This window comes from Micromonospora sp. NPDC005194, assembly GCF_040608335.1.
In the GTDB taxonomy this organism is placed as follows: Bacteria; Actinomycetota; Actinomycetes; order Mycobacteriales; family Micromonosporaceae; genus Micromonospora.
In genome coordinates this window covers 57,509-76,855 of record NZ_JBEXIA010000028.1, presented here as the reverse complement: position 1 = coordinate 76,855, position 19,347 = coordinate 57,509, and the positions used below count along the sequence as shown (strand labels likewise).

General features: G+C 74.4%; 21 protein-coding genes. 6 read left to right on the top strand and 15 right to left on the bottom strand.

The genetic code is table 11. The features are described 5' to 3' along the window. From ABZU53_RS22605 to ABZU53_RS22595, 3 genes are read left to right on the top strand one after another with little or no spacing between them, the layout of a single operon-like run. A complete protein-coding gene (locus ABZU53_RS22605; RefSeq protein ID WP_355067272.1) occupies positions 1-1,086 on the top strand; it encodes a hypothetical protein in 1,086 nt (361 codons plus the stop codon). After that, entirely contained in the window at positions 1,079-3,754 is a 2,676-nt protein-coding gene (locus ABZU53_RS22600) for an FtsK/SpoIIIE domain-containing protein (protein ID WP_355067271.1), read from the top strand. The genes ABZU53_RS22605 and ABZU53_RS22600 overlap by 8 nt, the downstream gene beginning before the upstream one ends. Beyond that, positions 3,751-4,413, top strand: coding sequence for a hypothetical protein (locus ABZU53_RS22595; RefSeq protein WP_354860340.1), 663 nt, complete (start codon positions 3,751-3,753; stop codon positions 4,411-4,413). Before ABZU53_RS22600 ends, ABZU53_RS22595 begins: the two co-directional genes overlap by 4 nt. A 159-nt stretch (positions 4,414-4,572) precedes the next feature. Here ABZU53_RS22595 and ABZU53_RS22590 read toward each other — a convergent pair whose 3' ends face one another. Then, the gene (locus tag ABZU53_RS22590; protein ID WP_355067270.1) at positions 4,573-5,847 is read right to left on the bottom strand and encodes a cupin domain-containing protein; all 1,275 of its coding nucleotides are present in this window, start codon (positions 5,845-5,847) and stop codon (positions 4,573-4,575) included. A gap of 9 nt (positions 5,848-5,856) precedes the next feature. Further along, positions 5,857-6,162, bottom strand: a complete 306-nt coding sequence (locus tag ABZU53_RS22585) for a hypothetical protein (RefSeq protein ID WP_355067269.1) — start codon at positions 6,160-6,162, stop codon at positions 5,857-5,859. Between the two features lie 157 nt (positions 6,163-6,319). On the opposite strand from ABZU53_RS22585, the gene ABZU53_RS22580 reads away from it, so the two are divergent. Beyond that, the gene (locus tag ABZU53_RS22580; protein ID WP_354860337.1) at positions 6,320-7,099 is read left to right on the top strand and encodes a DUF72 domain-containing protein; all 780 of its coding nucleotides are present in this window, start codon (positions 6,320-6,322) and stop codon (positions 7,097-7,099) included. Between the two features lie 43 nt (positions 7,100-7,142). Here ABZU53_RS22580 and ABZU53_RS22575 read toward each other — a convergent pair whose 3' ends face one another. The 9 genes from ABZU53_RS22575 to ABZU53_RS22535 all read right to left on the bottom strand — a co-directional run bounded on the left by ABZU53_RS22575 (position 7,143) and on the right by ABZU53_RS22535 (position 12,989). Continuing rightward, positions 7,143-7,571, bottom strand: a complete 429-nt coding sequence (locus ABZU53_RS22575) for a DUF2267 domain-containing protein (protein WP_354860335.1) — start codon at positions 7,569-7,571, stop codon at positions 7,143-7,145. A gap of 290 nt (positions 7,572-7,861) precedes the next feature. Continuing rightward, positions 7,862-8,734 (bottom strand): DUF72 domain-containing protein, encoded by an 873-nt coding sequence (locus ABZU53_RS22570; protein ID WP_354860334.1) that lies wholly within the window; start codon positions 8,732-8,734, stop codon positions 7,862-7,864. A 48-nt stretch (positions 8,735-8,782) separates the two neighbouring features. Then, positions 8,783-9,181, bottom strand: a complete 399-nt coding sequence (locus ABZU53_RS22565; RefSeq protein ID WP_007459738.1) for a TraR/DksA C4-type zinc finger protein — start codon at positions 9,179-9,181, stop codon at positions 8,783-8,785. 155 nt (positions 9,182-9,336) lie between these two features. Beyond that, the gene (locus ABZU53_RS22560; RefSeq protein ID WP_354860332.1) at positions 9,337-9,981 is read right to left on the bottom strand and encodes a uridine kinase; all 645 of its coding nucleotides are present in this window, start codon (positions 9,979-9,981) and stop codon (positions 9,337-9,339) included. A gap of 44 nt (positions 9,982-10,025) precedes the next feature. Then, positions 10,026-10,628 (bottom strand): winged helix-turn-helix domain-containing protein, encoded by a 603-nt coding sequence (locus ABZU53_RS22555; protein WP_354860331.1) that lies wholly within the window; start codon positions 10,626-10,628, stop codon positions 10,026-10,028. 259 nt (positions 10,629-10,887) lie between these two features. Next, positions 10,888-11,457, bottom strand: a complete 570-nt coding sequence (locus tag ABZU53_RS22550) for a winged helix-turn-helix domain-containing protein (protein ID WP_355067268.1) — start codon at positions 11,455-11,457, stop codon at positions 10,888-10,890. 51 nt (positions 11,458-11,508) lie between these two features. Further along, positions 11,509-11,997 carry a rhodanese-like domain-containing protein gene (locus tag ABZU53_RS22545; RefSeq protein ID WP_355067267.1) on the bottom strand — a complete coding sequence of 163 codons (489 nt, stop codon included), beginning with the start codon at positions 11,995-11,997 and terminating at the stop codon, positions 11,509-11,511. 44 nt (positions 11,998-12,041) lie between these two features. Continuing rightward, entirely contained in the window at positions 12,042-12,497 is a 456-nt protein-coding gene (locus ABZU53_RS22540) for a cysteine dioxygenase family protein (RefSeq protein WP_355067266.1), read from the bottom strand. Between the two features lie 114 nt (positions 12,498-12,611). Further along, the gene (locus tag ABZU53_RS22535) at positions 12,612-12,989 is read right to left on the bottom strand and encodes a signal peptidase I (RefSeq protein ID WP_355067265.1); all 378 of its coding nucleotides are present in this window, start codon (positions 12,987-12,989) and stop codon (positions 12,612-12,614) included. A gap of 64 nt (positions 12,990-13,053) precedes the next feature. Between ABZU53_RS22535 and ABZU53_RS22530 the strand changes: the two genes are divergently transcribed. Together ABZU53_RS22530 and ABZU53_RS22525 are read left to right on the top strand one after the other, a co-directional pair. After that, entirely contained in the window at positions 13,054-13,446 is a 393-nt protein-coding gene (locus ABZU53_RS22530) for an ankyrin repeat domain-containing protein (protein WP_354860322.1), read from the top strand. Positions 13,447-13,478: 32 nt separating this feature from the next. Then, positions 13,479-14,429, top strand: coding sequence for a DUF3500 domain-containing protein (locus tag ABZU53_RS22525; RefSeq protein WP_355067264.1), 951 nt, complete (start codon positions 13,479-13,481; stop codon positions 14,427-14,429). Positions 14,430-14,468: 39 nt separating this feature from the next. Here the strand turns inward: ABZU53_RS22525 and ABZU53_RS22520 are convergent, their stop codons facing one another. From ABZU53_RS22520 to secA2, 4 genes are all read right to left on the bottom strand, one after another. Next, complete coding sequence (locus ABZU53_RS22520) at positions 14,469-15,239, bottom strand: class I SAM-dependent methyltransferase (RefSeq protein WP_355067263.1); 771 nt, start codon at positions 15,237-15,239, stop codon at positions 14,469-14,471. Positions 15,240-15,363: 124 nt separating this feature from the next. After that, complete coding sequence (locus ABZU53_RS22515) at positions 15,364-15,855, bottom strand: DUF2231 domain-containing protein (protein WP_354862118.1); 492 nt, start codon at positions 15,853-15,855, stop codon at positions 15,364-15,366. 219 nt (positions 15,856-16,074) lie between these two features. Continuing rightward, the gene (locus tag ABZU53_RS22510; protein ID WP_354862123.1) at positions 16,075-16,815 is read right to left on the bottom strand and encodes a GAF and ANTAR domain-containing protein; all 741 of its coding nucleotides are present in this window, start codon (positions 16,813-16,815) and stop codon (positions 16,075-16,077) included. 177 nt (positions 16,816-16,992) lie between these two features. Continuing rightward, positions 16,993-19,284 carry an accessory Sec system translocase SecA2 gene (gene secA2 / locus ABZU53_RS22505; RefSeq protein ID WP_354862116.1) on the bottom strand — a complete coding sequence of 764 codons (2,292 nt, stop codon included), beginning with the start codon at positions 19,282-19,284 and terminating at the stop codon, positions 16,993-16,995. Positions 19,285-19,347: the final 63 nt, after the last annotated feature.

Below are 19,347 nucleotides of genomic sequence, written 5' to 3'. Positions count from 1 at the left end.
GTGTCCATCATCGAGGACATCGGCGGCCAGGTCCGCGCGGCCAGCGAGGAGTTCCCGGTCGGCCTGCTCGGGCAGGCCCTGGAGAAGTTCGGCCTGGCCGCGGAACGGCTGCGCTGGGTACGACAGGAGTCGGCCAACCCGATGGGGGTGCCCGAGCTGTCCGCCGCGACCGAGCACGCCGAGAGCGCCAACTACGCGCTGCGGGTGGCGCAGGAGCAGCTGTCGGCGTATCTGGCCGCGATCGGGCTGGCCGCCGACGGCGCCCCGCCGCCCCGCCCGCAGCAGCGCGACCCGCGCCACGACGCGGCCCCGCCGCACGGGCCGACCACCGTGGTGCCCGAGCAGGCCGAGCAGGTTCGGATGCGTCGCTGGTGGTCGGTGCGGGTGGCCGAGTTGACCGGCGGGCGCGACGGCGGCGCGGACGAGCCCGACGAGCGGCTGCGCGACTCGCAGGAGCTGCTGCGCCGGGTCGTCGGCGGGGTGCGCGCCGGTGACCGGGACCGGCTGCGCACCGAGCTGCGGCGGGCGCCCGCCGACGTGGGGCTCGGCATGGCCGCGCTCGCGCCACCGCTGCTGCGGGAGCTGGCCGGTGAGCTGCTGGGGCATCCGCCCCGCGCCGCCGACCTCGGCCGGCTGCGCGGCGAGCTGGACGGGCGGGTCCGGGACCTGCTGCCCGGGTTGCCGCCGCCGGTGCTGGAGACGCTGCTGACCCGGGTGTGCCGGATGCCGCCACCCCGCGCGTCGGGAGAGCCGCCCCACGCCGCCGACTCCGCGGTCACCGCCGGCGTGGCAACCGCGCTGCTGCTCGCTCGCCTCGGCCGGGACCTGCCCGTCGGCACCGGCACGCCGCAGGCCACCGGTGACCAGCGCCCCGGCGACGCGGGTCCGCGCCCCGCTGAGCAACGCTCCGCGAAGGCGAATCCACGGTCCCCCGAGCCACCCTCCGGCGGCGTCGTTCCACGTCCTGGCGCGGTTAGCGGTAGGCAGGCGTCCGGCGGCGTCGTGCCGCAGCGGGGCGCCGGGCTGCCGCCGCGGACCGGCAGTCCGTGGCGGGACGCGCCGGCCCGCCGGGGTTCCGATGGCTGACCGGCGTGGCCAGCTCGCCACCCGCATCCGGGACACCCTCTCCGAGGCGCTGGGTGCCACGCGTACCCGGTTGTCGGCCGCCCAGGCCGAGCTGACGGCGGGCCGCGAACGGCTGACCCGGGTCCGGCGGGCGGCCGCCGCCGTACCGCAGCGGGTGGGCGCCCAACGGGACCGTCGCCTCGCCGAGATCGACGCCCGGCACGCCACCGGGATCGCCGAGCTGGCCCGCCACGCCGCCGATGCCGCCCGCCGGGAGGCGCCCGGCTGCGCCGGCGCCGACTGGCCGGGCTGGACGCCCACGCCCACCCGCCGGGCCGAGCCGCCCGGTGCGGTGCGGGTCGGCACGGTCCGGATCGACGACGTCGACCCGGTGCCCGCGCTGGTGCCGCTCCTCGACGCCGGGCACGTGCACCTGTCCGGGGACGACCGCGCCGGCTGCGACGCGGTCGTGTCCGCGCTGCTGTTGCGGGCCGTCGGCCGCGCCGACCCGGGCGGGGTACGACTGGTCGGGTACGACCCGGAGCACCTCGGCGGCGGCCTGGCCGGGTTCGCGCCCCTGGGCACCGCGGGGCTGCTCACCTTCGTCGGCCCGGGCGGGTTGGGCCCGCTGCTGGACGACCTGGTCGAGCAGATCCGCCGCATCAACGAGACGGTGCTGGCCGGCGAACACGGCTCACTGCGGGAGCTGGCCGCGGCGACCGGCCGCCGCCCCGAGCCCTGGCGGGTGGCGGTGCTGCTCGGCGGCGACGAGCTGAGCCGGCACGAACGCGGCCAGCTCGAACGAGTGGTCCGCGCCGGCGCCGCCTGCGGGGTGCACCTGGTGGTCCGGGGCGTCCCCCTGCCGGACGACCCGACGGTGACCCGGGTGGTGACCGAGGCGTCCGGCGCGCGGATCGGCGGCCCGTCCGGCCTGTCGGTCCGGCTGGACCCGCCGCCACCGGCGACGCTGGTCACCGAGACCTGCCGGGAGATCGCGGCCCAGGTCAACGCCGGCCCGCCGCCGACCCCCTTCGCCGACCTGCTGCCCCCACCGGAGCAGATGTGGCGGGAGGACTCGGCCAGCGGGCTGACCGCCCCGATCGGTGAGGGGCCGCAGGGCCGACCGGTGCGCCTGACCCTGGGCGACTATCCACCGCACGCGCTGATCGGCGGACCGTCCGGCACCGGCAAGACCAACCTGATCTTCGCGTGGATCGGCGCCCTCGCCGCCCGCTACTCCCCCGCCGAGCTGGAGTTCTATCTGCTGGACTTCAAGGAGGGGGTGTCCTTCGCCCGGTTCGCGCAGGGCCGGCGTGACCCGAGCTGGCTGCCGCACATGCGCCTGGTCGGCATCAACGTCAACACCGACCGGGAGTTCGGGTTGGCGCTGCTGCGGTTCCTCACCGAGGAGCTGCGTCGCCGCGCCGACGCCGCCAAGAAGCACGAGGTGACCAAGCTGGCCGAGCTGCGCGCGGTCGACCCGACCGGGCACTGGCCCCGGATCGTCGCCGTGGTCGACGAGTTCCAGATGCTGCTGGCCGGCCGGGACGTGGTCGCGCGGGAGGCCGCCGACCTGCTGGAGGACCTGGCCCGCCGCGGCCGGTCGCAGGGCATCCACCTGGTGCTCGCCTCGCAGGACGTGCGGGGCATCGAGGCGCTGTGGGGCCGTCCGGCGCTGGTCGCCCAGTTCACGTTGCGGATCGCGCTGCCGAAGGCGTTGCGGATCCTGGCCGAGCGCAACGACGCGGCACAGTCGCTGCCCCGCTGGCACGCGGTGGTCAACGCCGAGTCCGGCATGGTGGAGGGCAACGAGGTCGCGCGGATCCCGTCGGCAAGCGACTGGGAGACGTGGAGCGGCCTGCAACACCGGCTGTGGCGGATGCGCCCGCCGGACGCCGCGCCGGCCCGACTCTTCGACGGTGACGCGATCCCCCGGCTGGACGAGGCCCCGGACTTCCGGGCGCTCGCCGCGCCGCCGGACGGCCGCGCGCCGCGCAACCCGGTGGCCCTGCTCGGCGAGATCATCGACGTGCAGTCCCGCTCGGCGGCGCTACGGCTGCCGCGCGCACCCGGGCGCAACCTGGCGGTGCTGGGCACACGGGTGGACGAGGCGTGCGCGGTGCTCGACTCGGCGGCCCGGTCGCTGGCCCGCCAACACCCGCCGGGCACCGCCCGGTTCTCCATCGCCTGCCTCGACCCGGACGCCGATCCGATCGCCCGCGCGCTCTACGACGACCTCGCCGACGACGCCTCCTGGTACGACGAGGAGACCGTCGGCGAGTTGATGACCGAGACGGCCGACGGGCTGTCCGGCCCCGGCAGCCCGCACTACCTGCTGCTGTTCGCGGTCGACGCGGCCGCCGGCGCCCTCGCCGCGCGCACGGGTCGGCGCACCGGCCTGGAGCAGCTGCGCCGCATCCTGCACGACGGACCGGAGCGGCGCACCCACGTGCTGGCCTGGTGGCGGGGCGTGGCGCGGATGCGCGCGGACCTGGGCGGCCCGGCCGCCCGCACCGACCAGATCGGCGCCTGGGTGGCGCTTGACGCGCACGGCGGCGAGTTGGGCGCCTCGCTCTATCCGGGCACCGGCGGCCCGGACTGGTATCCCCGGCCGTGGCGCGGGCTCTTCTTCGACCGGGCGGTGCACCGCACCGGCCAGGTGCTCATCCCCTATGGACCGTCGCGATGAACCAACCGGTGACCAGTGACACCTACACGGCGCAGCTGCGGCGACTGGCCGAGCTGAGCGCCCGGGTACGCGAGCAGCGCGCCGAGGCGCACACGTGGTACGAGCGGCAGTGCGCGGCGGCCGAGCGGGCCGTCGCCGACGCCGCCGACCAGGTGCGCCGCGCCGAGGAGGAGTTGGTGGCGGCCCGCGAGGAGCAGGAACGCGTCGACGCCGAGGTGGCGCACCTGTGGCAGCAGGTGCGGGCCCGCCTCGGCGCCCGCCGTCTCGGTGCGCCGCCCGCGCCAACCAACGGCAGTGCGGCCGGCGAGCCGGTGCTGCTGCTCGGCCGGGCCCGGGACCTGCTCGACCGGGCCGGGCAGCCCGGTGAGCTGCCGAGCTCGGTCAACCCGCTGCTGGCGCTCTGCGGGGTGGCCGGCGCGGTCGTGGCGTACGCGCTGGGCTCCGGCGCGCGGGCCCTCGGCGTCGGGTACGGCGGGGACCTGGCGGTCGGGATGCCGGTGCTGGCGCTGGTGGTGACCCTGCTCGGGCCGTTGATCGGTCTCGTGCCGGCGCGGGTGCTGGCCGACCGCCGGCACGCGCTGCTCGGCCCGCGCCCGATCACCGTGGTGCTCGGCGCCGGCTTGGTGGCCACCGCGCTGCTGCTGGTGCTCGGCCGCTGAGCGGAGCCGACGACTGGGGCCCGCTGGCGGCGGTCACTGTCGGTCACGTCCGTCGAGGCGAATGCGGTGGTGAGCGGTATACCTCAGAGTCATATTTATGCCTCTGAGGTATACCGCTCGTCAGCCACATCGGCCCGGCAGGCCGGGGGTGGGACTCAGTCAGGCCGGGATCAGGACGGCCTCGCGCAGTAGGCGGCGGGCCAGGGTGACCCGGTCCGCGTCGTCGGGCAGACCGGGCAGGTCACCGACGCGGGTGACCGTCCCGCCCAGCAGGGCGCGGGCCGCCGGCTCGCAGTCCGCCGGCAGGGTGATGGTGCGGTCGAACAGGCGCAGCGCCACCTGGTCCGACCCGTGCGGCACGAGCTGCCAGCGCAGGCCCGGACGCAGGGTGAGCCGGGAGTCGGCATCCAGCGTGGCCACGGCGCCGGCCTGGGCGAGCGGCCGGATCGGCGCCGGTCGGGCGGCCGGCCAGGCGCGGTGGCGCAGTCGCGCCGCGACGGCGGCCGGGTCGGCGCGCAGCAGCCAGTCCCGCAGCGCCTCCACCGTCTCGGTCAGCTCCGGCTCGATGGCGTCGGGGTCGGCCACGTCGGTGCCGAACGGCAGGCTGGCACGCAGCCGCTGGTCCTCGGCGGCCAGCGCGAGCAACTCTTCGACCAGGGCATAGCGCGTCAGCGCGCGGATGCCCACGGTCAGGTGCAGGGAGCTGGCGTCCTGGGCCTGCGCGCTGTGCAGCCAGCCGCGGGGCAGGTAGAGGGCGTCGCCGGGGGCGAGCACCACGTCCAGCGCGGCGGGGCCCTGCGCGGTGGCGGAAACCTCGTCGGCGCGGCCGCCCCACGGCTGCTTCTCCAGCGGGTCGGGCAGCACCGGCGGGTGGATCCGCCAGTGCTTGCGGCCGTCGACCTGGAGCACGAAGACGTCGTGGGTGTCGTAGTGGGTGGCGAAGCCCTGGCTGCCCGCGGGGGTGAGGTAGGCGTTGATCTGCAGCGGCTGGTTCAGCGCGAGGCCCAGGTCGCGGGCGAAGTCGACCAGGGGCGGCCAGATCCGGTGCAGGCCCTGCAGGACCAGGGTGGCGCCGGCGGCGTACTGCTCCAGGACCCGCTCGTCGAGGACCTGGTCGCCGATCTCCGCGCCGGCGCCGCCGCCGCCGGTCCACCGCGCCGCCGGCACGAGCTGGCCGTCCTTGGCGACCCGCAGGAACGGGGTACGCAGACCGCGCCGGCTGAGCAGCTCGTCGGCGTCGGCGGGGCTGAACAGGTCGGTGAAGCCGGCCGGGTCGGGCAGCTCGGCGGCGCGGGACAGCAGCGGGGTGTGCCCCCAGTGCGCGGCGGCGAACTTGGCCGGCTCGACCGAGACACAGCGGGCCAGCGCGGCGGCGGCGCCCGAGGACGGAACCGCCGGGCGGCCGTGGCCGCCCGGCGGGTCGAGGTGCGTCATGACGGTCCGTTACCGGGCGCTGCCGTCAGCGCCGCCGTCCTGGTGACCCGGGGTCGCACCGCCATCGGCCGGACCCTCCGCGCCACCGTCAGCGCCGCCGTCCTGGTGACCCGGGGTCGCACCGCCATCGGCCGGACCCTCCGCGCCACCATCGGCGCCGCCGTCCTGGTGACCCGGGGTCGCACCGCCATCGGCCGGACCCTCCGCGCCACCATCGGCGCCGCCGTCCTGGTGACCCGGGGTCGCTCCACCGTCGGCCGGGCCTTCCATGCCTCCGCCGCCCGTGGTCTGCATGTCATCGTCGTTGAGTGCCATCGGTACTCCCTCGGGTGTGCCGCCCCGCCGTACGCCGGGGTCCGTCGTGCTGCGGGTGGTACCCCACGCGCGATCTTCTCTAACCCACACCGTAGACGCCGAACCGGGGCGACACGGGCGGTTCGCGGGCGGTGGCGGTCGGTGTCAGGATGGGGAGGTGATCCTGGTCGGCACCTCCGGTTGGCAGTACCGGGACTGGCGGGGCCGCTTCTACCCGCAGCGGCTGCCGCAGCGACTCTGGTTGGAGCACTTCGCCGCGGGCTTCGCCACCGTCGAGGTCAACAACGCCTTCTACCGGCTGCCGGAGCGGGAGACGTTCGCGGCGTGGCGGGCGCGGACACCGGCGGACTTCTGCGTGGCGGTGAAGATGAGCCGCTACCTCACCCACATCAGACGTCTGCGGGACCCGGCCGAGCCGGTGGCCCGGTTCCTCGGCCGGGCCACGGCTCTCGGTGACCGGCTCGGGCCGGTGCTGCTGCAACTGCCACCGAACCTGCGGGCGGACGTCGAGGCGCTCGACGCGACGCTGCGGCTGTTCCCGGCGCAGGTGCGGGTGGCGGTCGAGCCGCGGCACCCGTCATGGTGGACCGACGCCACCCGTGCCGTCCTGGAACGGCGGCGGGCCGCGCTGGTCTGGGCGGATCGCCTCGGTCGTCCGGTGGCGCCCCGCTGGCGTACCACCGACTTTGGCTACCTGCGGCTGCACGAGGGGCGGGCCCGACCGTGGCCGCACTACGGTCGTACCGCGCTCGGCTCGTGGGTTCGCCGGCTCACCGACGCGTTCGGCGCGGACGAGCCGGCGTACGTCTATTTCAACAACGACCCCGGCGGCGCGGCCGTCACCGACGCCGTCGCCTTCGCGGCGCTGGCCCGCGCGGCCGGTCATCCGGTGTCGCGGGTGCCCTCCGCTGCCGAGGCCGACGCGGCCGAGCGCTGAGCCCGCCCGACGGCGTCGTCGGGCGGGCTCACGCGTCACGGCGTCACGGCATGAACGTGGCGAGATTCTTCGGCATGGTGTCCTTCACGTCCTGCCACTCGCCCTGGGTGACGTGCCGACGCAGGGTGTCCAGCACCACCTGCGTCACCCGCTCCGCGCCGCCCTCGACGTCGTACGGGAAGCCCTGCCGGACCTCGTAGAGGAAGTCGTCGCGGTTGAGCTTGATCGGCACGTCCGACGGGTTCCAGCCGTCGAAGTAGATCCCCCGGACCAGCACCGGCAACTGCTGGGCGAACTCGACGCTTTCGTTGACCGGCAACCGGTCGCGCAGCAGGTGCAGCACGGTACGCAGCGCCGCGTACGACTGGTTGCGCTGCTCCTTCGGCCACCCGTAGGCGTTCTCGATGTCCTTGAGGATCAGGTTCGTCTTGTCCAGCGAACTCTCGAAAGCGGAGATCATCGCTTCAGCCATCGGTCGACCCCCGTTCCGTCGTGTCCCACCGTCGGTCGTCAGCGCGTCGCGGCGGCCCCACCGGGCCGCGGCGGGCCCGTACCGGGGTGCCCTGTGGCGCGCGCCGGGTGTTGTCGGCAGTGCCGACCACGTGCAGGACGGCGCCCCGCCGTCGATCCGTCACCACTCGAACCGTCATCCCCCGTCACCTCCGTGTCCTCTCCGGCGTCGGCCACCTCCGTGCGGCCGTACCCACCGTGTCCACCGTGCCGGTCGGGCGGGTGAGCCGGCCCCACCCGGATCGGGTGAGGTCAGCCGACGTCGAGGAGATTCGCGAGGGTTTTCGCGTTGGTCTGGGCGAAGTCCCGGTAACAATTGTTCATGAGGACGTGGGTCTGCCCGGCGGAGTCGGCCAGCTCGCGCAGCTTCGGCGCCCAGTCGGCCAGCTCCCGCTTGGAGTAGTGGTAGCCGAACTTCTCGTGGATGTCCTTGCTGGTCCACTTGTCACTGTGGCCGTGAAAGCGCATCACCGCGAGGTCGCCGGTGGCGGCCAGCACCGGGGGCACCGACGAGCGGTGGCCCTGCGGCATGTCCACACAGACGTACGGCAGCCGGTGCTCGCTGAGGAAGGCGAGGGTCTCGTCGGCGTTGTCGCCGTCGAACCAGGACGCGTGGCGGAACTCGTAGGCCGGTCGCAGCGGCGCACAGCGCTTCGCCACCTCCAGCAGGTACTGCTTGTTGGCCCGCTTGATCGTGAACCAGGGCGGGAACTGGAACAGCAGCGCCCCGAGCTTGCCCGCCTCGACCAGCGGGTCCAGCGCGGACAGAAAACGCGTCCACACCTCCTCGTACGCCTGCGCGGGCAGGTCGTCGGGGTAGACGTTCTTCTTGTCCGTCTCCGGCCGCAGGTCCTTGTAGAGCGCGCCGACCCGGGTGGGATGCCCGGTGAGCAGGCTGAAGGCCTTGATGTTGAACGTGAAGCCCGCCGGGGTGCGCTCGGCCCACAGCCGTGCGGTCGCCTCGGCGGGCGGTGAGTAATAGGTCGCGTCCACCTCGACCAGCGGAAACTGCCGGGCGTAGTACGCCAGGCGCTTCTCCGGCGTGTCCGCGGTCTGGGGATACCAGCCCGAGTCGAGCAGTGTGCGGTCGGTCCAGGACGCGGTGCCCACCAGGATGTCACCCATGGGGGAAGTCCATCGTGTCGTGGACCGACCGGCAACCGCTGCCGTCGCTCAGGCCGCCCGCCGCTCGCGGGTCTGCTTGCAGGTCACGCAGGTGGTCGCGGCCGGGAAGATCTCCAGGCGCTCCACCGGGATCGCCGCCGAGCAGCCCTCGCACCAGCCGTACGTGCCCTCGGCGAGGCGGCCCAGGGCGTGCTCGTACTGGGTGCGCCGGTCGAGGATGGTCCGCAGCAGGGACTGCGCGGTGTCGCGCTCGGCCGTCTTGGTGCCGCTGTCGGCCTGGTCGTCGCCGGCGGTGTCACCGACCTCCACCAGACGCAGCACCTGACTCTGCAGCACGGCCTGCTCGTACTCGGCGGTCAGCTCGTCGTAACGCGCCTGCAGGGAGTGCCGGATCTGGTCGATCTCCGTCTGGGATCGGCCCGTACCGACCGTGTCGTGGACGAGCATCGCTGCCTGCCTTTCCTGGGCCGGGTGGCTCAAGGTGAACCGGGTGCCGGCGGCGTGGGCCCCGGTCAACGGTCGCATCCGGTACGCGGGCGGTCACCCACGCTCTGTGAGCCGGGCGAGTACCCGGCGGACGTGACACGCAAACCGACGATTTCTCAGCTGCCGCCGGCCTGCACGAGCGCGGGGTGACGGGGGTCGTCGGCGCGTACCACCACGTCGGCGAAGCTGGCGGGGACCACCTCCTCGGCGTAGCGGTCGAAGGCCGGCAGGGTCCACTCGTCGGCCGGACCGGTGCGGCGGCGCAGCGCCGCCGGGGACAGCTGAAGGTGGACGGTCACGTCGAAGGGCAGCGCCCCACCGAGCAGGAGCGCGCCGCTGACCAGGACCACGCCGCCGGGTGGCAGGTCGACGTACCGGGCGCGGCTGGCCCGGTCGGCGACGGCGTCCCACAGCGACGGCAGCACCCGCCCGTCGCCGCCGGGGCCGGCCGGGTCGAGCACCTCGCGGCGCAGGCCGGCCTCGTCGTTCCAGCCCTCGTAGTAGGCGTCCGGGTTGGTGCGGCCGAGTTCGAAGCGCAGCGAGGCGGGTCGGAGAAAGTCGGCGGCGCGGACGTGCAGGACCGGGCGGCCCCGGGCGCGCAGCGGGTCGACCAGCGCGGCGGCCAGCTCGTCCGGGCCGGCGGCGGGGGCGCCGTCGATCGCCACGCGCAGCCGGGCGGGCTCGACGGTGCGGGAGGCGTCGTCGAGCCGGCCGGTCAGTTCGGCGACGAGCAGGTCGGGCGAGATGGGACGGATGCGCACCGAACCATCCTGCCCCGCGTGCCGAACGGGCGGTCGTCGGACGGTCAGCCGGTGCGGTCGACGGTGACGCGGGCGTCGTCGGCCAGCCGGTAGCCGACGCCGTAGACGGTGGTGACCAGGGGAACGTCCACGCCGACCTTGCCGCGCAGCCGGCGCACGTGCACGTCAACGGTGCGGACGCCGGCGTGCTCATAGCCCCAGACGGCGTTGAGCAGTTGCAGCCGGGTGAACACCCGGCGGGGGTGGGCGACCAGATGCAGCAGGAGGTCGAACTCCAGCCGGGTCAGCGGCAGCGGCTCGTCGTCGCGCAGCACCGACCGGGACGCCGCGAGGATGTGCAGGGCGGGGATCGTCGGGGTGAGGGCTCGGGCGGGCGCCCGGTTCGCCGGCACCCCGTCGGCGCGACGCTCGGCCGGAACGGAGGTGATCACGCCCTCGCCCCGCTCCAGCATCTCGCGCGCGGCTTCGAGCAGCCGCCGGGCCGGCGGGGTCAGCGACTCCTCACAGGCCAGCGGGATGGACAGCGTCACGGTGAGCATGGGCGCGGCGGTGTTCGCCGGGCGGCGTTGACCGCCGGGAGGTCGACCGGGCACCGCGGGTTGGGACGTATGCCATCCGGCGCGCGACGAGGCGGGGCTGACCGACATGGTCCTCCTTGGGCTGGTCCGGGTATCTCCCCACGGCCCGGGACGCCGCTTCATCGATGCTTCCGGGCGCCCGGGCGAGGGTCAAGAGGCGGCTGCGTTGCATGAATGTGACAATTGACGAACACATCGGAGCCGGATGCTCGCTCTGCGTACGAAGCCTGATGATTACAGCAGAGCCGCCAGGATGCCCCGATACGGGGGTCCCCGTCCTGTTCACCATGCCACCGCCGTCGCCTGCGGACCGCCGCACGAGCGCTGCTCAGCGGGTGTGGTCGACGCTGATCCGCGCCTCGTCGCCCAGCCGGTAACCCACCCCGTAGACGGTCGTGACCACCTCTGCCCCGGCCAGCTTGGCGCGCAGCCGCCGGACGTGCACGTCCACGGTGCGGGCCACGGCGTGTTCGTAGCCCCAGACGTTCGACAGCAGCTGGAGGCGGGTGAAGACCCGGCGCGGACGCTCGGCGAGGAAGAGCAGCAGGTCGTACTCGATGCGGGTCAGCGCGACCACCCGGTCGCCCAGGCGGACCACCCGCGAGCCGGCCAGGATGCGCACGTCGGCCCCGTCGGTGTCGGCGGCGGGCACCTCGGCGGAGGCGGGGCGCGGCAGCGGTCGCGGCGTCGACGGCACGTCGTCAGCGGGGCGCAGCCGACCCTCCCCGGCCTCGGCCAGCTCGCCGAGCAGCTGCACCAGCTGGGCCAACCGAGGGCTCATCGGCCCGGGGGCCAGGTCGAGGGTGATGGTCAGGGTCGGGCCGGTACGCGGGCGGACGGCGGCCCGGCCCGGGTGACCCGGCGAGTAGGGACGGGTGGGGATCGCGACGACGGACATCGTGCCTCCTGAGATGGCGGTACGCCTGCCACGCCCGGTGCGGCGTGGGGGTCAGCTGCGCGCCCAGCCGGCGGTGACCGGGGGCGCGAGGGGGGATGCGCGGTGCAGCGGGGTGGGGCCGAGCGCCGGCAGGCCGGCGATGCGCCAGGCGGCGAAACCGCCGTCGACGTCGGTGGCCCGGTGCAGGCCGATGTCCTGCAACGCGGCGGCGGCCAGCGACGAGGTGTAGCCCTCCTGGCAGATGACGACCACCGGCACGTCGTAGTCGACCGCCTCGGGCAGCCGGGCCGGGCACCGCGGGTCGAAGCGCCACTCCAGCACGTTGCGCTCGATCGTGAGCGAGCCGGGCACGACGCCGTGCGCGGCGCGCTGGGCGGCCGGCCGGATGTCGACAAGCAACGCGCCGGCCCGGCACGCCAGGTGCGCCCGCTCCGGGTCCAGTCGGTCGAGGCGGGCTCGCGCGGCGGCCAGGATCTCGTCGATGCCCCGGGAGCCCGGCGGTGGCACGGGTGCCGGACAGTGCTCGGCGGTGACCTGCATTATCGATTCCTTCCGGTGACGAGAGGGCGGTGCGAACGAGAGGCTCACCAGGACCGGCCAGCCTCGGCGACCTCGGCGACCCGCAGGCGCCCGTCGAGGAGGTCGTAGCGGGTCATCCGGCGCAGCGCCGGCCGGTAGACGTGCACGCTGACCGCCGGCACCGGGCCACGGTTGGTGACCTGGTGGACGTGGCGGGGGCCGAAGCGGCGGGCGGCGCCGGCGGGCAGCAGACGGGGGCGCAGCGCCGCACGGCTGACCGTCTCCTCGGTGAGGGCGCCGGCGACCACCCGGAACGCGCCGGCGGAGCCGCCATGGTCGTGCAGGTCGGTGCCCTGGCCGGGCAGCCAGCTCAGGGCCCACACCTCGTGGTCGTCGGCGGTGGCGAGCCGGGCGTACCAGCGCTCGGTGGGGTCGAAGCGCAGTGCGACCGGCCAGCCGGCCGGGTCGGCCCACCGGGCGGCGACGGCGAGCAGGTCGGGTGCCGGGCGATCGTGGGTCATCGGTGGTTCCTCAGCGGGTCGTTCGGCGGGGTGCCTCCGTACTCTAGCCGGCAAAGCCTATAGGTTTAGTAGGTAATTCCACATGCCGGGAGGCGAGCAGGCGACCGCTCGGGCTCAGCGCAGAACCGGGGGGCCCACCCGGTAGCCGGGCAGCGACGGCCAGCGCACGGTCAGCACCACCGAGGCGCGCTCCGAGTACCAGGAATGATCCACGCCCCGCGCCCACACCACGTAGTCGCCGGGTGCGGCCAACCGGACCGTCCGGTCCGGCAGCTCCACCCGGAAGCACCCGTCGACCAGCACCAGCAGGGTGGTCCGACGCTCGCCGGTCGCCCACCGCGCGCGGGCCTCCCCGGGCGGGTGCACGCCCCACTTCACCTCGACGTCGGTGCTGTGCCGGATCTCGTCCGGCGGCGCGAAGTGCCCGAGCAGCCAGCCACCGTTGCCGACGCCGTCGACGCCCGCGTTGCCCACGTAGACCGTCTCACCCATCGGACCCCTCCCCCACCGCGCCGGCCGAGCAACCTATCAGGACCTCGGCGACTACCCTGGACCGGTGACCGATGACCTTGACGCCGAGACCCTGGCGTTCGCGCACCGGATGTTCGACCTGGCCCGCGCGGGCTCCACCGAGGAGCTGGCCGCCCAGGTCGACGCCGGTCTGCCGGTCAACCTGACCAACGACAAGGGCGACACGCTGCTGATCCTGGCCGCCTACCACGCCCACCCGGACACGGTGGCCGCTCTGCTGGCCCGCGGCGCGGACCACACCCGTACCAACGACCGAGGTCAGACCGCACTCGCCGCCGCGGTCTTCCGCAGCAGCGCCGACGCCGTCCGCGCGCTGCTCGCCGCCGGGGCCGATCCGGCGCACGGCAACCCGTCGGCGGCCGAGACCGCGCAGTTCTTCGACCTGCCGGAGATGGCCGCGCTGCTGCGGGCCGGCTGACGCGGCACCCGACGGGCCGGTATACAGGGTCGGTGGAAGATCCCCTGCCCGAACAGATGCGTGCCGCCGGCACCGCGCTGCTGGCCGCGCTCGACCCCGCGACCCGCATCGGCGCCGTGTACCCGTTCGACGACGAGTCGGCCCGGCGCTGGCTGGAGTACCGGCCCCGCCCCCGCCCCGGCGTCTGCCTGGCCGAGCTGGACGTCGCCGGGCGCAAGGCCGCGCACCGGCTGCTGGCCACCGCGCTCAGCCCGTCGGCGTACGCGCAGGCCATGGCGATCATCGCGCTGGAGGAAGTCCTCGACCGCGCCGAGGGCTGGCACCGCGGGCGGCACAGCGGCGACTACTGGATCGCGGTGTTCGGTGACCCGGCCCGCGACGACCGCTGGGCGTGGCGGCTCGAAGGGCACCACCTGTCGGTGACCATGACCGTGGTCGACGACCAGGTCTCCCCCGCGCCGATCTTCTTCGGCGCCAACCCGGCGGCGGTGCGCTACGCCGGGCACACCATCTCCCGACCGCTCGCTGCCGAGGAGGACCTGGCCCGCGCCCTGCTCGACGCGCTCGGGCCGGCCGGGCGGGCCGCCGCGATCATCGCCGACGAGGCGCCGACGGACATCATCAGCGCCACCCGCGGGCGGGTCGACGGGCCCCTCGAACCGCTCGGCGTGCCGGCCGACCGGCTCGGCCCGACCGGCCGCGCGCTGCTCGACCAGGTCGTCGCGCTCTACCTGGACCGGCTGCCTCCCGAACTGGCCGTGCAGGAGGCGGCCCGCGTCGAGGGCGGCCAGCTGCACTTCGCCTGGGCCGGCCCGACGAGGCCCGGCCAGCGGCACTACTACCGGGTGCAGGGCGACGACCTGCTGATCGAGTACGACAACACAAGCGACGACGGCAACCACGCGCACACCGTGCTCCGCCGCCCCGCCAGCGACTTCGGCGCCGACATCCTGGCAACCCACCACCAGACCCACCCCCACTGACCCGTACCCCGGGGCGCGACGCCCCGGGCAGCGTCATGATCAGCGCGTCGAGGTGGGGCGGGTGGCCTCGATGAGGAAACGTCGGGCGTGGGCGACGAAGGCGCCCTCGGCCGTGATGCGGCGGTGCAGGGCGAGCAGTTCGGGGCGGTAGCGGTCCACCGTGAAGCCCGGCACCGTCCAGACCACCTTGCGCAGGAACCAGACGACCGCGCCGATGTCGTGGAAGGTCGCGCGCAGCGTGGCCCGGCGCAGGTCGACCACCCGCAGCCCGGCGGCCTCGGCCGCGGCGACCGCGGCGGCGGGGTGCCGCCCGTCCGGCGGAGGCAGCGGGCCGAGGATCGCCTCGCTCAGCTCACGCATGGTGCCCGGACCGATCTGCTGGGACAGGAACGTGCCGCCGGGGCGCAGCACCCGGGCCGTCTGGGCCCAGTCGGTGCGCACCGGATGTCGGCTGACCACCAGGTCGAAGGACCCGTCCCGGAACGGCAGCGCCGAGTCGGGGGCGACCGTCACCACCGTCGCTCCGAGCGGGCGCAGGGTCCGCCGGGCGACCTCGACGTTCGGCGGCCACGCCTCGGTCGCCACCAACACCTTCGGCGGGTACGGAATCTCGGCCAGCACCTCGCCGCCACCGGTGTCCACGTCCAGCGCGGCGTCGGCGCGCGCCATCCGTTCGGCGACCAATCCGGCGTACCCCCAGGGTGGACGTTCCTCGGTGGCCCGACCGGACAGCCAGTCGAAGCCCCAGCCGTCGACCGGCGCGGCGGCCGCCTCCGCGATCAACTCCTCGGCATCACGTTCGGCGCTCATGGCGGTCAGCCTCGCCGTCCGGCCGGACGGCGGGCAACCGATTTGCCGGCGCAAGCACCGGGCCGCCGATTCTGCCGGCGCGTGCGCCGGGCCGCCGATTCTGCCGGCGCGTGCGCCGGGTCGGTCACGGGCGGGGGCGGGCGACCTCGACGGTGCCACCGGCGAGGGTGTCCAGGCCGCCGGTCTCGGCCCGGCCCGCGTCGAACTGGCGCATGAGCCGCGCGCCCAGGTGCACACCCATCCCACCGGCGGTCAGCGCGACCAGCTCGGTGGCCAGGATCGCGACCGTCGCGCCCCGGTCCGGCGAGTGGGCGCGCACCAGGCAGGTGACCAGGAACAGGCCCGCCATGGCCGCGTTCACCAGGTTGAAGGCGATGGCGGTGCGGCGGGTGCCGTCGACCGGCACGTCCCACAGGTCGACCATGCCCGCGACCGCCGTCATCGCGGCGGCGAACAGGGCTGCGACACCGGTCCAGTAGCCGACCTCACCGAGGAAGGCCGGCCCGCCGAGGACGTCGGTGAGGTCGAAGACGGCGGCGCTGACGAAGAGCCCCAGCGGGAACGTCACAAGCATCGGTTGGATGGGATGCCCCTGCACCCGCAGCCGGCTCTGCATCGTTCCTCCCCAGGGTCGGCGCAGCTCACCAGTACCAGAGTGCTACCCGACCCCTCGTCGCGCGAAACGACGCCGCCCGACTCGCCGCCGACCGGGAGAACGGGCACGCCCGGCCTGATCCTCGCGGGAAACCGCGCCGTCACCACGGCTCGGACGCCCCGACCTCCCGGCGACCGAGCCGGCCACACCGCCACGGCGGCGCGCGGCGGGCAGGTCAGGTCAGGTCTCGCGGGGGCGGGACACCGTCCGGATGAGGCGTTCGGCCACCTCGCGCAGCGGGATGTCCAGGGACGAGGCGGCGGTGCGCAGCACGTCGAGGGCCTCGGCCGCCGGGCAGCCGCGCTGCGTCATGATCACACCGATGGCCTGCCCGATGACACCGTCGTGCAGGAGCGAGGCGTCCCGCTCACCGACGAGCGCCTGCTGGCGGCTCCGGTCCCGGACGGCGGCCAGCAGCAGGCCGGCATGTTCGGCGAGCAGCATCGCGGTCAACTGGTGCTGCGGGGTGAGGACGTCGGGCGCGGCAGCGTACAGGTTGATCGCCCCGATGACCTGGTCGTCGATGTCCAGCGGGGCGGAGATGACCCCACGGACGCCGAGGTCGCGGGCGCGGGGCGTCCAGGCCGGCCAGCGTGACTCGCCGGCCAGGTCCACCGCGAGGATCATCTCGCGACGCCGGATCGCGCTCATCGCCGGCGAGTCGGGCCCGTGGCGCAGGTCGTCGAGGCCGGCCAGCCGCTCGTCGGAGGCGGCCACGCCGGCCGGCTCGCCGGCCCGCAGCGCGGTGAAACCGCACCAGCGCACCCCGGCCACCGCGTCGCGGGTGACCCGGACCAGTGCCAGCAGCGCCTCGTCGAAATCGGTCAACCCGATCAGGCCGGCGGTCAGCTCCCGCAACAGCGCGGCGGTCTCCAGCACACCGAGTCGCTCGACCACCGGTTCCCGCGTGTCCAGGTTCACCGTTCCACTGCCCTCGTACGCCCTCGCGTGCATCCCGCCAACGTCGTCACAGGTGCCATCGTCTGCTCTCTTCCGAGTTGACCGACCCGCCCTACTACCCTCGCAAACCGGGATCGAAACGGCGTAAGGAGGGGCCTCTGCCCACCCGGAGGTGTGGCAGAGGCCCCGGAGGTCAGGTCAGCGCGACGCGCCGCTGAGCCGCCGGCCGATCGAGGCGATCAGCCGGTCGAGCTCAGAGCCGAACGGGTTGTCGTGCACCAGGTACGTCCAGGTGGCGGTCGGCCGGATCAGGGTGCCGTCCTCGGGCTCCCAATCCTCATCGAATTCGGTCTCGGTGAACGTGGCGATGGTGCGGGCCTCGATCTCCGGGACGAGGTTGTTGAACGCCGGCACCGCCGCGCGGTGGAACTCGTCCAGCGGGTCGAGCCGGCCCAGCGCGCGCAGGTGCACGCCCTCGCGGACCTCCGACAGCTCGGCCAGGTGCTCGGCCCAGAGCCGGTCCAGGTGGAAGAGCGCGATCGAACGGGCCACCCGGGCGAGCAGGTCCTCGTCCATCTCGCCGGCCTTCTCGGGCACCTTGTCCAGCAGCATCAGCGCGGCCACGTCGCTGGTCAGCAGCCGCTCCCGGCGGGCGGCGAGGGCAATGCGCTGCTGCTCGATCACCACGCTGTAGCGCCAGGTGTTGCGGTGGATCTCGTGGTTGACGCCCTCGGCGACCCGCTGGGCGTGCTCGACCGCGTAGTCGACCTGCTCGTCGGTGACCAGGCCGTCGGCGTTCATCCGCGGCGACGGCGGCACCGCGTCGGCGGCGTGCCGGACGACCAGGTCGTCCTCCAGGCTGACGAAGAAGACCGAGCCACCCGGGTCGCCCTGCCGGCCGGCACGGCCCCGCAGCTGGTCGTCGACGCGACGGCTGTCGTGCCGGCCGCTGCCGATCACGTAGAGGCCACCCAGCTCGGCCACCCGCTCCTGGTCGGCCTGGTCGCTGCCGCCGAGCCGGATGTCGACGCCCCGGCCGGCCATCTGGGTGGAGACGGTCACCGCGCCGTACGCGCCGGCCTCGGCGATGATCGCCGCTTCCTCGTCGTCGTTCTTGGCGTTCAGCACCACGCAGGACACGCCGGCCGCGTTGAGCCCGGCGGCGAGCCCCTCGGACTCCTTGACGTCGAGGGTGCCGACCAGCACCGGACGCCCCTTGGCGTGCCAGCGCTGGATCTCGTCGATCAGCGCCTCGTCCTTCTCGGCGCGGGTCGCGTAGATCCGGTCGGGCTCGTCCTCGCGGACACACGGGGTGTTCGGCGGGATAACCGCGACCTCCAGGCCGAAGAACTCCCGCAACTGGTCGCCGACCAGCACCGCGGTGGCGGTCATGCCGCACACCTTCGGGTAGAGCGCGATGAACGCCTGCACGGCGATGGTGCCCAGCACCTCGCCCTCGGCGGTGGCGTCCAGGCCCTCCTTGGCCTCGACCGCCGCCTGGAGCCCGTCGGGCCAGCGGCGGCGCTGGGCCACCCGGCCGCGCATCTCGTCGATCAGCTCGACCGAGCCGTCCCGGACGATGTAGTCCACGTCACGGTGCAGCAGGGCCTGGGCGTGCAGCGCCACGTGGACCGCGGAGAGCTGCTCGACGTGCTCCTCGTCGTACAGGTCGATGCCGAGCTTGGCCTCGACGGCGGCCAGGCCGGCGGAGGTGAAGGCGACGCTGCGCCCGTCCTCGGCGACCGTGTAGTGCCGGCCCTTGCGCAGGCCGCGCACCAGCGCGGCGGCGGCGTGCACCGGGTCCTGCTCGCCCGGCACCGCGCCGGCCAGGACCATCGGCACCCGGGCCTCGTCGATCATGATCGAGTCGGCCTCGTCGATGATCGCGGTGGCCAGCGCGGGCTGCACCCGGTCGGCCACGTCGGTGACCAACTGGTCGCGCAGGTAGTCGAAGCCCGCCTCGCTGACCGAGACATAGGTGACGTCGCAGCTGTAGGCGTCGCGCCGCTCCTGCGGCGTGGACGCCTCGTTGACCCAACCGACGGTCAGGCCGAGCAGCGTGTAGATGGGTTCCATCCACTGGGCGTCGCGGCGGGCCAGGTAGTCGTTGACGGTGAGCACGTGCACCGGCCCGTTGCCGAGCCGGACGTGCCCGTACGCGGCGATGGCGGCGGTCAGCGTCTTGCCCTCACCGGTGGCCATCTCGGCGACCTTGCCGGAGAGCAGCGCCATCGCGCCGAGCAGCTGTACGTCGTACGGTCGCTGGTCGAGGCCCCGGCGGGCGGCCTCGCGGCCGACGGCGCAGATCTCCTCGTAGCCGGCGGCGACGCCGGCGGCCTCGGTCAGCTCGGCGTCGTCCAGCGCGGCGAGGTCATCCTCGCGCGCCTCGATCGCCGGCAGCAGCTTCTCCAGCGGAGCAAGATCCACGGTTGATCCCGGGCGCTGGAGGAACCGCCGGAACTTGCTCTTGAACCGTTGCGACACACCCATGAGCGGCAACGGTACGCGATTCCAGCCGCCTTGCGCGGCCCGGCCGGTCGGGTATCCGCCGGC

Coding starts and splice junctions, on each gene's coding strand:
- ABZU53_RS22555 (WP_354860331.1), bottom strand. CDS start 10,628: ATGTCGGTCAGCCCCGCCTCGTCGCGCGCCGGATGGCATACGTCCCAA.
- ABZU53_RS22575 (WP_354860335.1), bottom strand. CDS start 7,571: ATGGCTGAAGCGATGATCTCCGCTTTCGAGAGTTCGCTGGACAAGACG.
- ABZU53_RS22535 (WP_355067265.1), bottom strand. CDS start 12,989: ATGGGTGAGACGGTCTACGTGGGCAACGCGGGCGTCGACGGCGTCGGC.
- ABZU53_RS22600 (WP_355067271.1), top strand. CDS start 1,079: ATGGCTGACCGGCGTGGCCAGCTCGCCACCCGCATCCGGGACACCCTC.
- ABZU53_RS22590 (WP_355067270.1), bottom strand. CDS start 5,847: ATGACGCACCTCGACCCGCCGGGCGGCCACGGCCGCCCGGCGGTTCCG.
- ABZU53_RS22595 (WP_354860340.1), top strand. CDS start 3,751: ATGAACCAACCGGTGACCAGTGACACCTACACGGCGCAGCTGCGGCGA.
- ABZU53_RS22545 (WP_355067267.1), bottom strand. CDS start 11,997: ATGCAGGTCACCGCCGAGCACTGTCCGGCACCCGTGCCACCGCCGGGC.
- ABZU53_RS22540 (WP_355067266.1), bottom strand. CDS start 12,497: ATGACCCACGATCGCCCGGCACCCGACCTGCTCGCCGTCGCCGCCCGG.
- ABZU53_RS22520 (WP_355067263.1), bottom strand. CDS start 15,239: ATGAGCGCCGAACGTGATGCCGAGGAGTTGATCGCGGAGGCGGCCGCC.
- ABZU53_RS22515 (WP_354862118.1), bottom strand. CDS start 15,855: ATGCAGAGCCGGCTGCGGGTGCAGGGGCATCCCATCCAACCGATGCTT.
- ABZU53_RS22570 (WP_354860334.1), bottom strand. CDS start 8,734: ATGGGTGACATCCTGGTGGGCACCGCGTCCTGGACCGACCGCACACTG.
- ABZU53_RS22550 (WP_355067268.1), bottom strand. CDS start 11,457: ATGTCCGTCGTCGCGATCCCCACCCGTCCCTACTCGCCGGGTCACCCG.
- ABZU53_RS22585 (WP_355067269.1), bottom strand. CDS start 6,162: ATGGCACTCAACGACGATGACATGCAGACCACGGGCGGCGGAGGCATG.
- secA2 (WP_354862116.1), bottom strand. CDS start 19,284: ATGGGTGTGTCGCAACGGTTCAAGAGCAAGTTCCGGCGGTTCCTCCAG.
- ABZU53_RS22565 (WP_007459738.1), bottom strand. CDS start 9,181: ATGCTCGTCCACGACACGGTCGGTACGGGCCGATCCCAGACGGAGATC.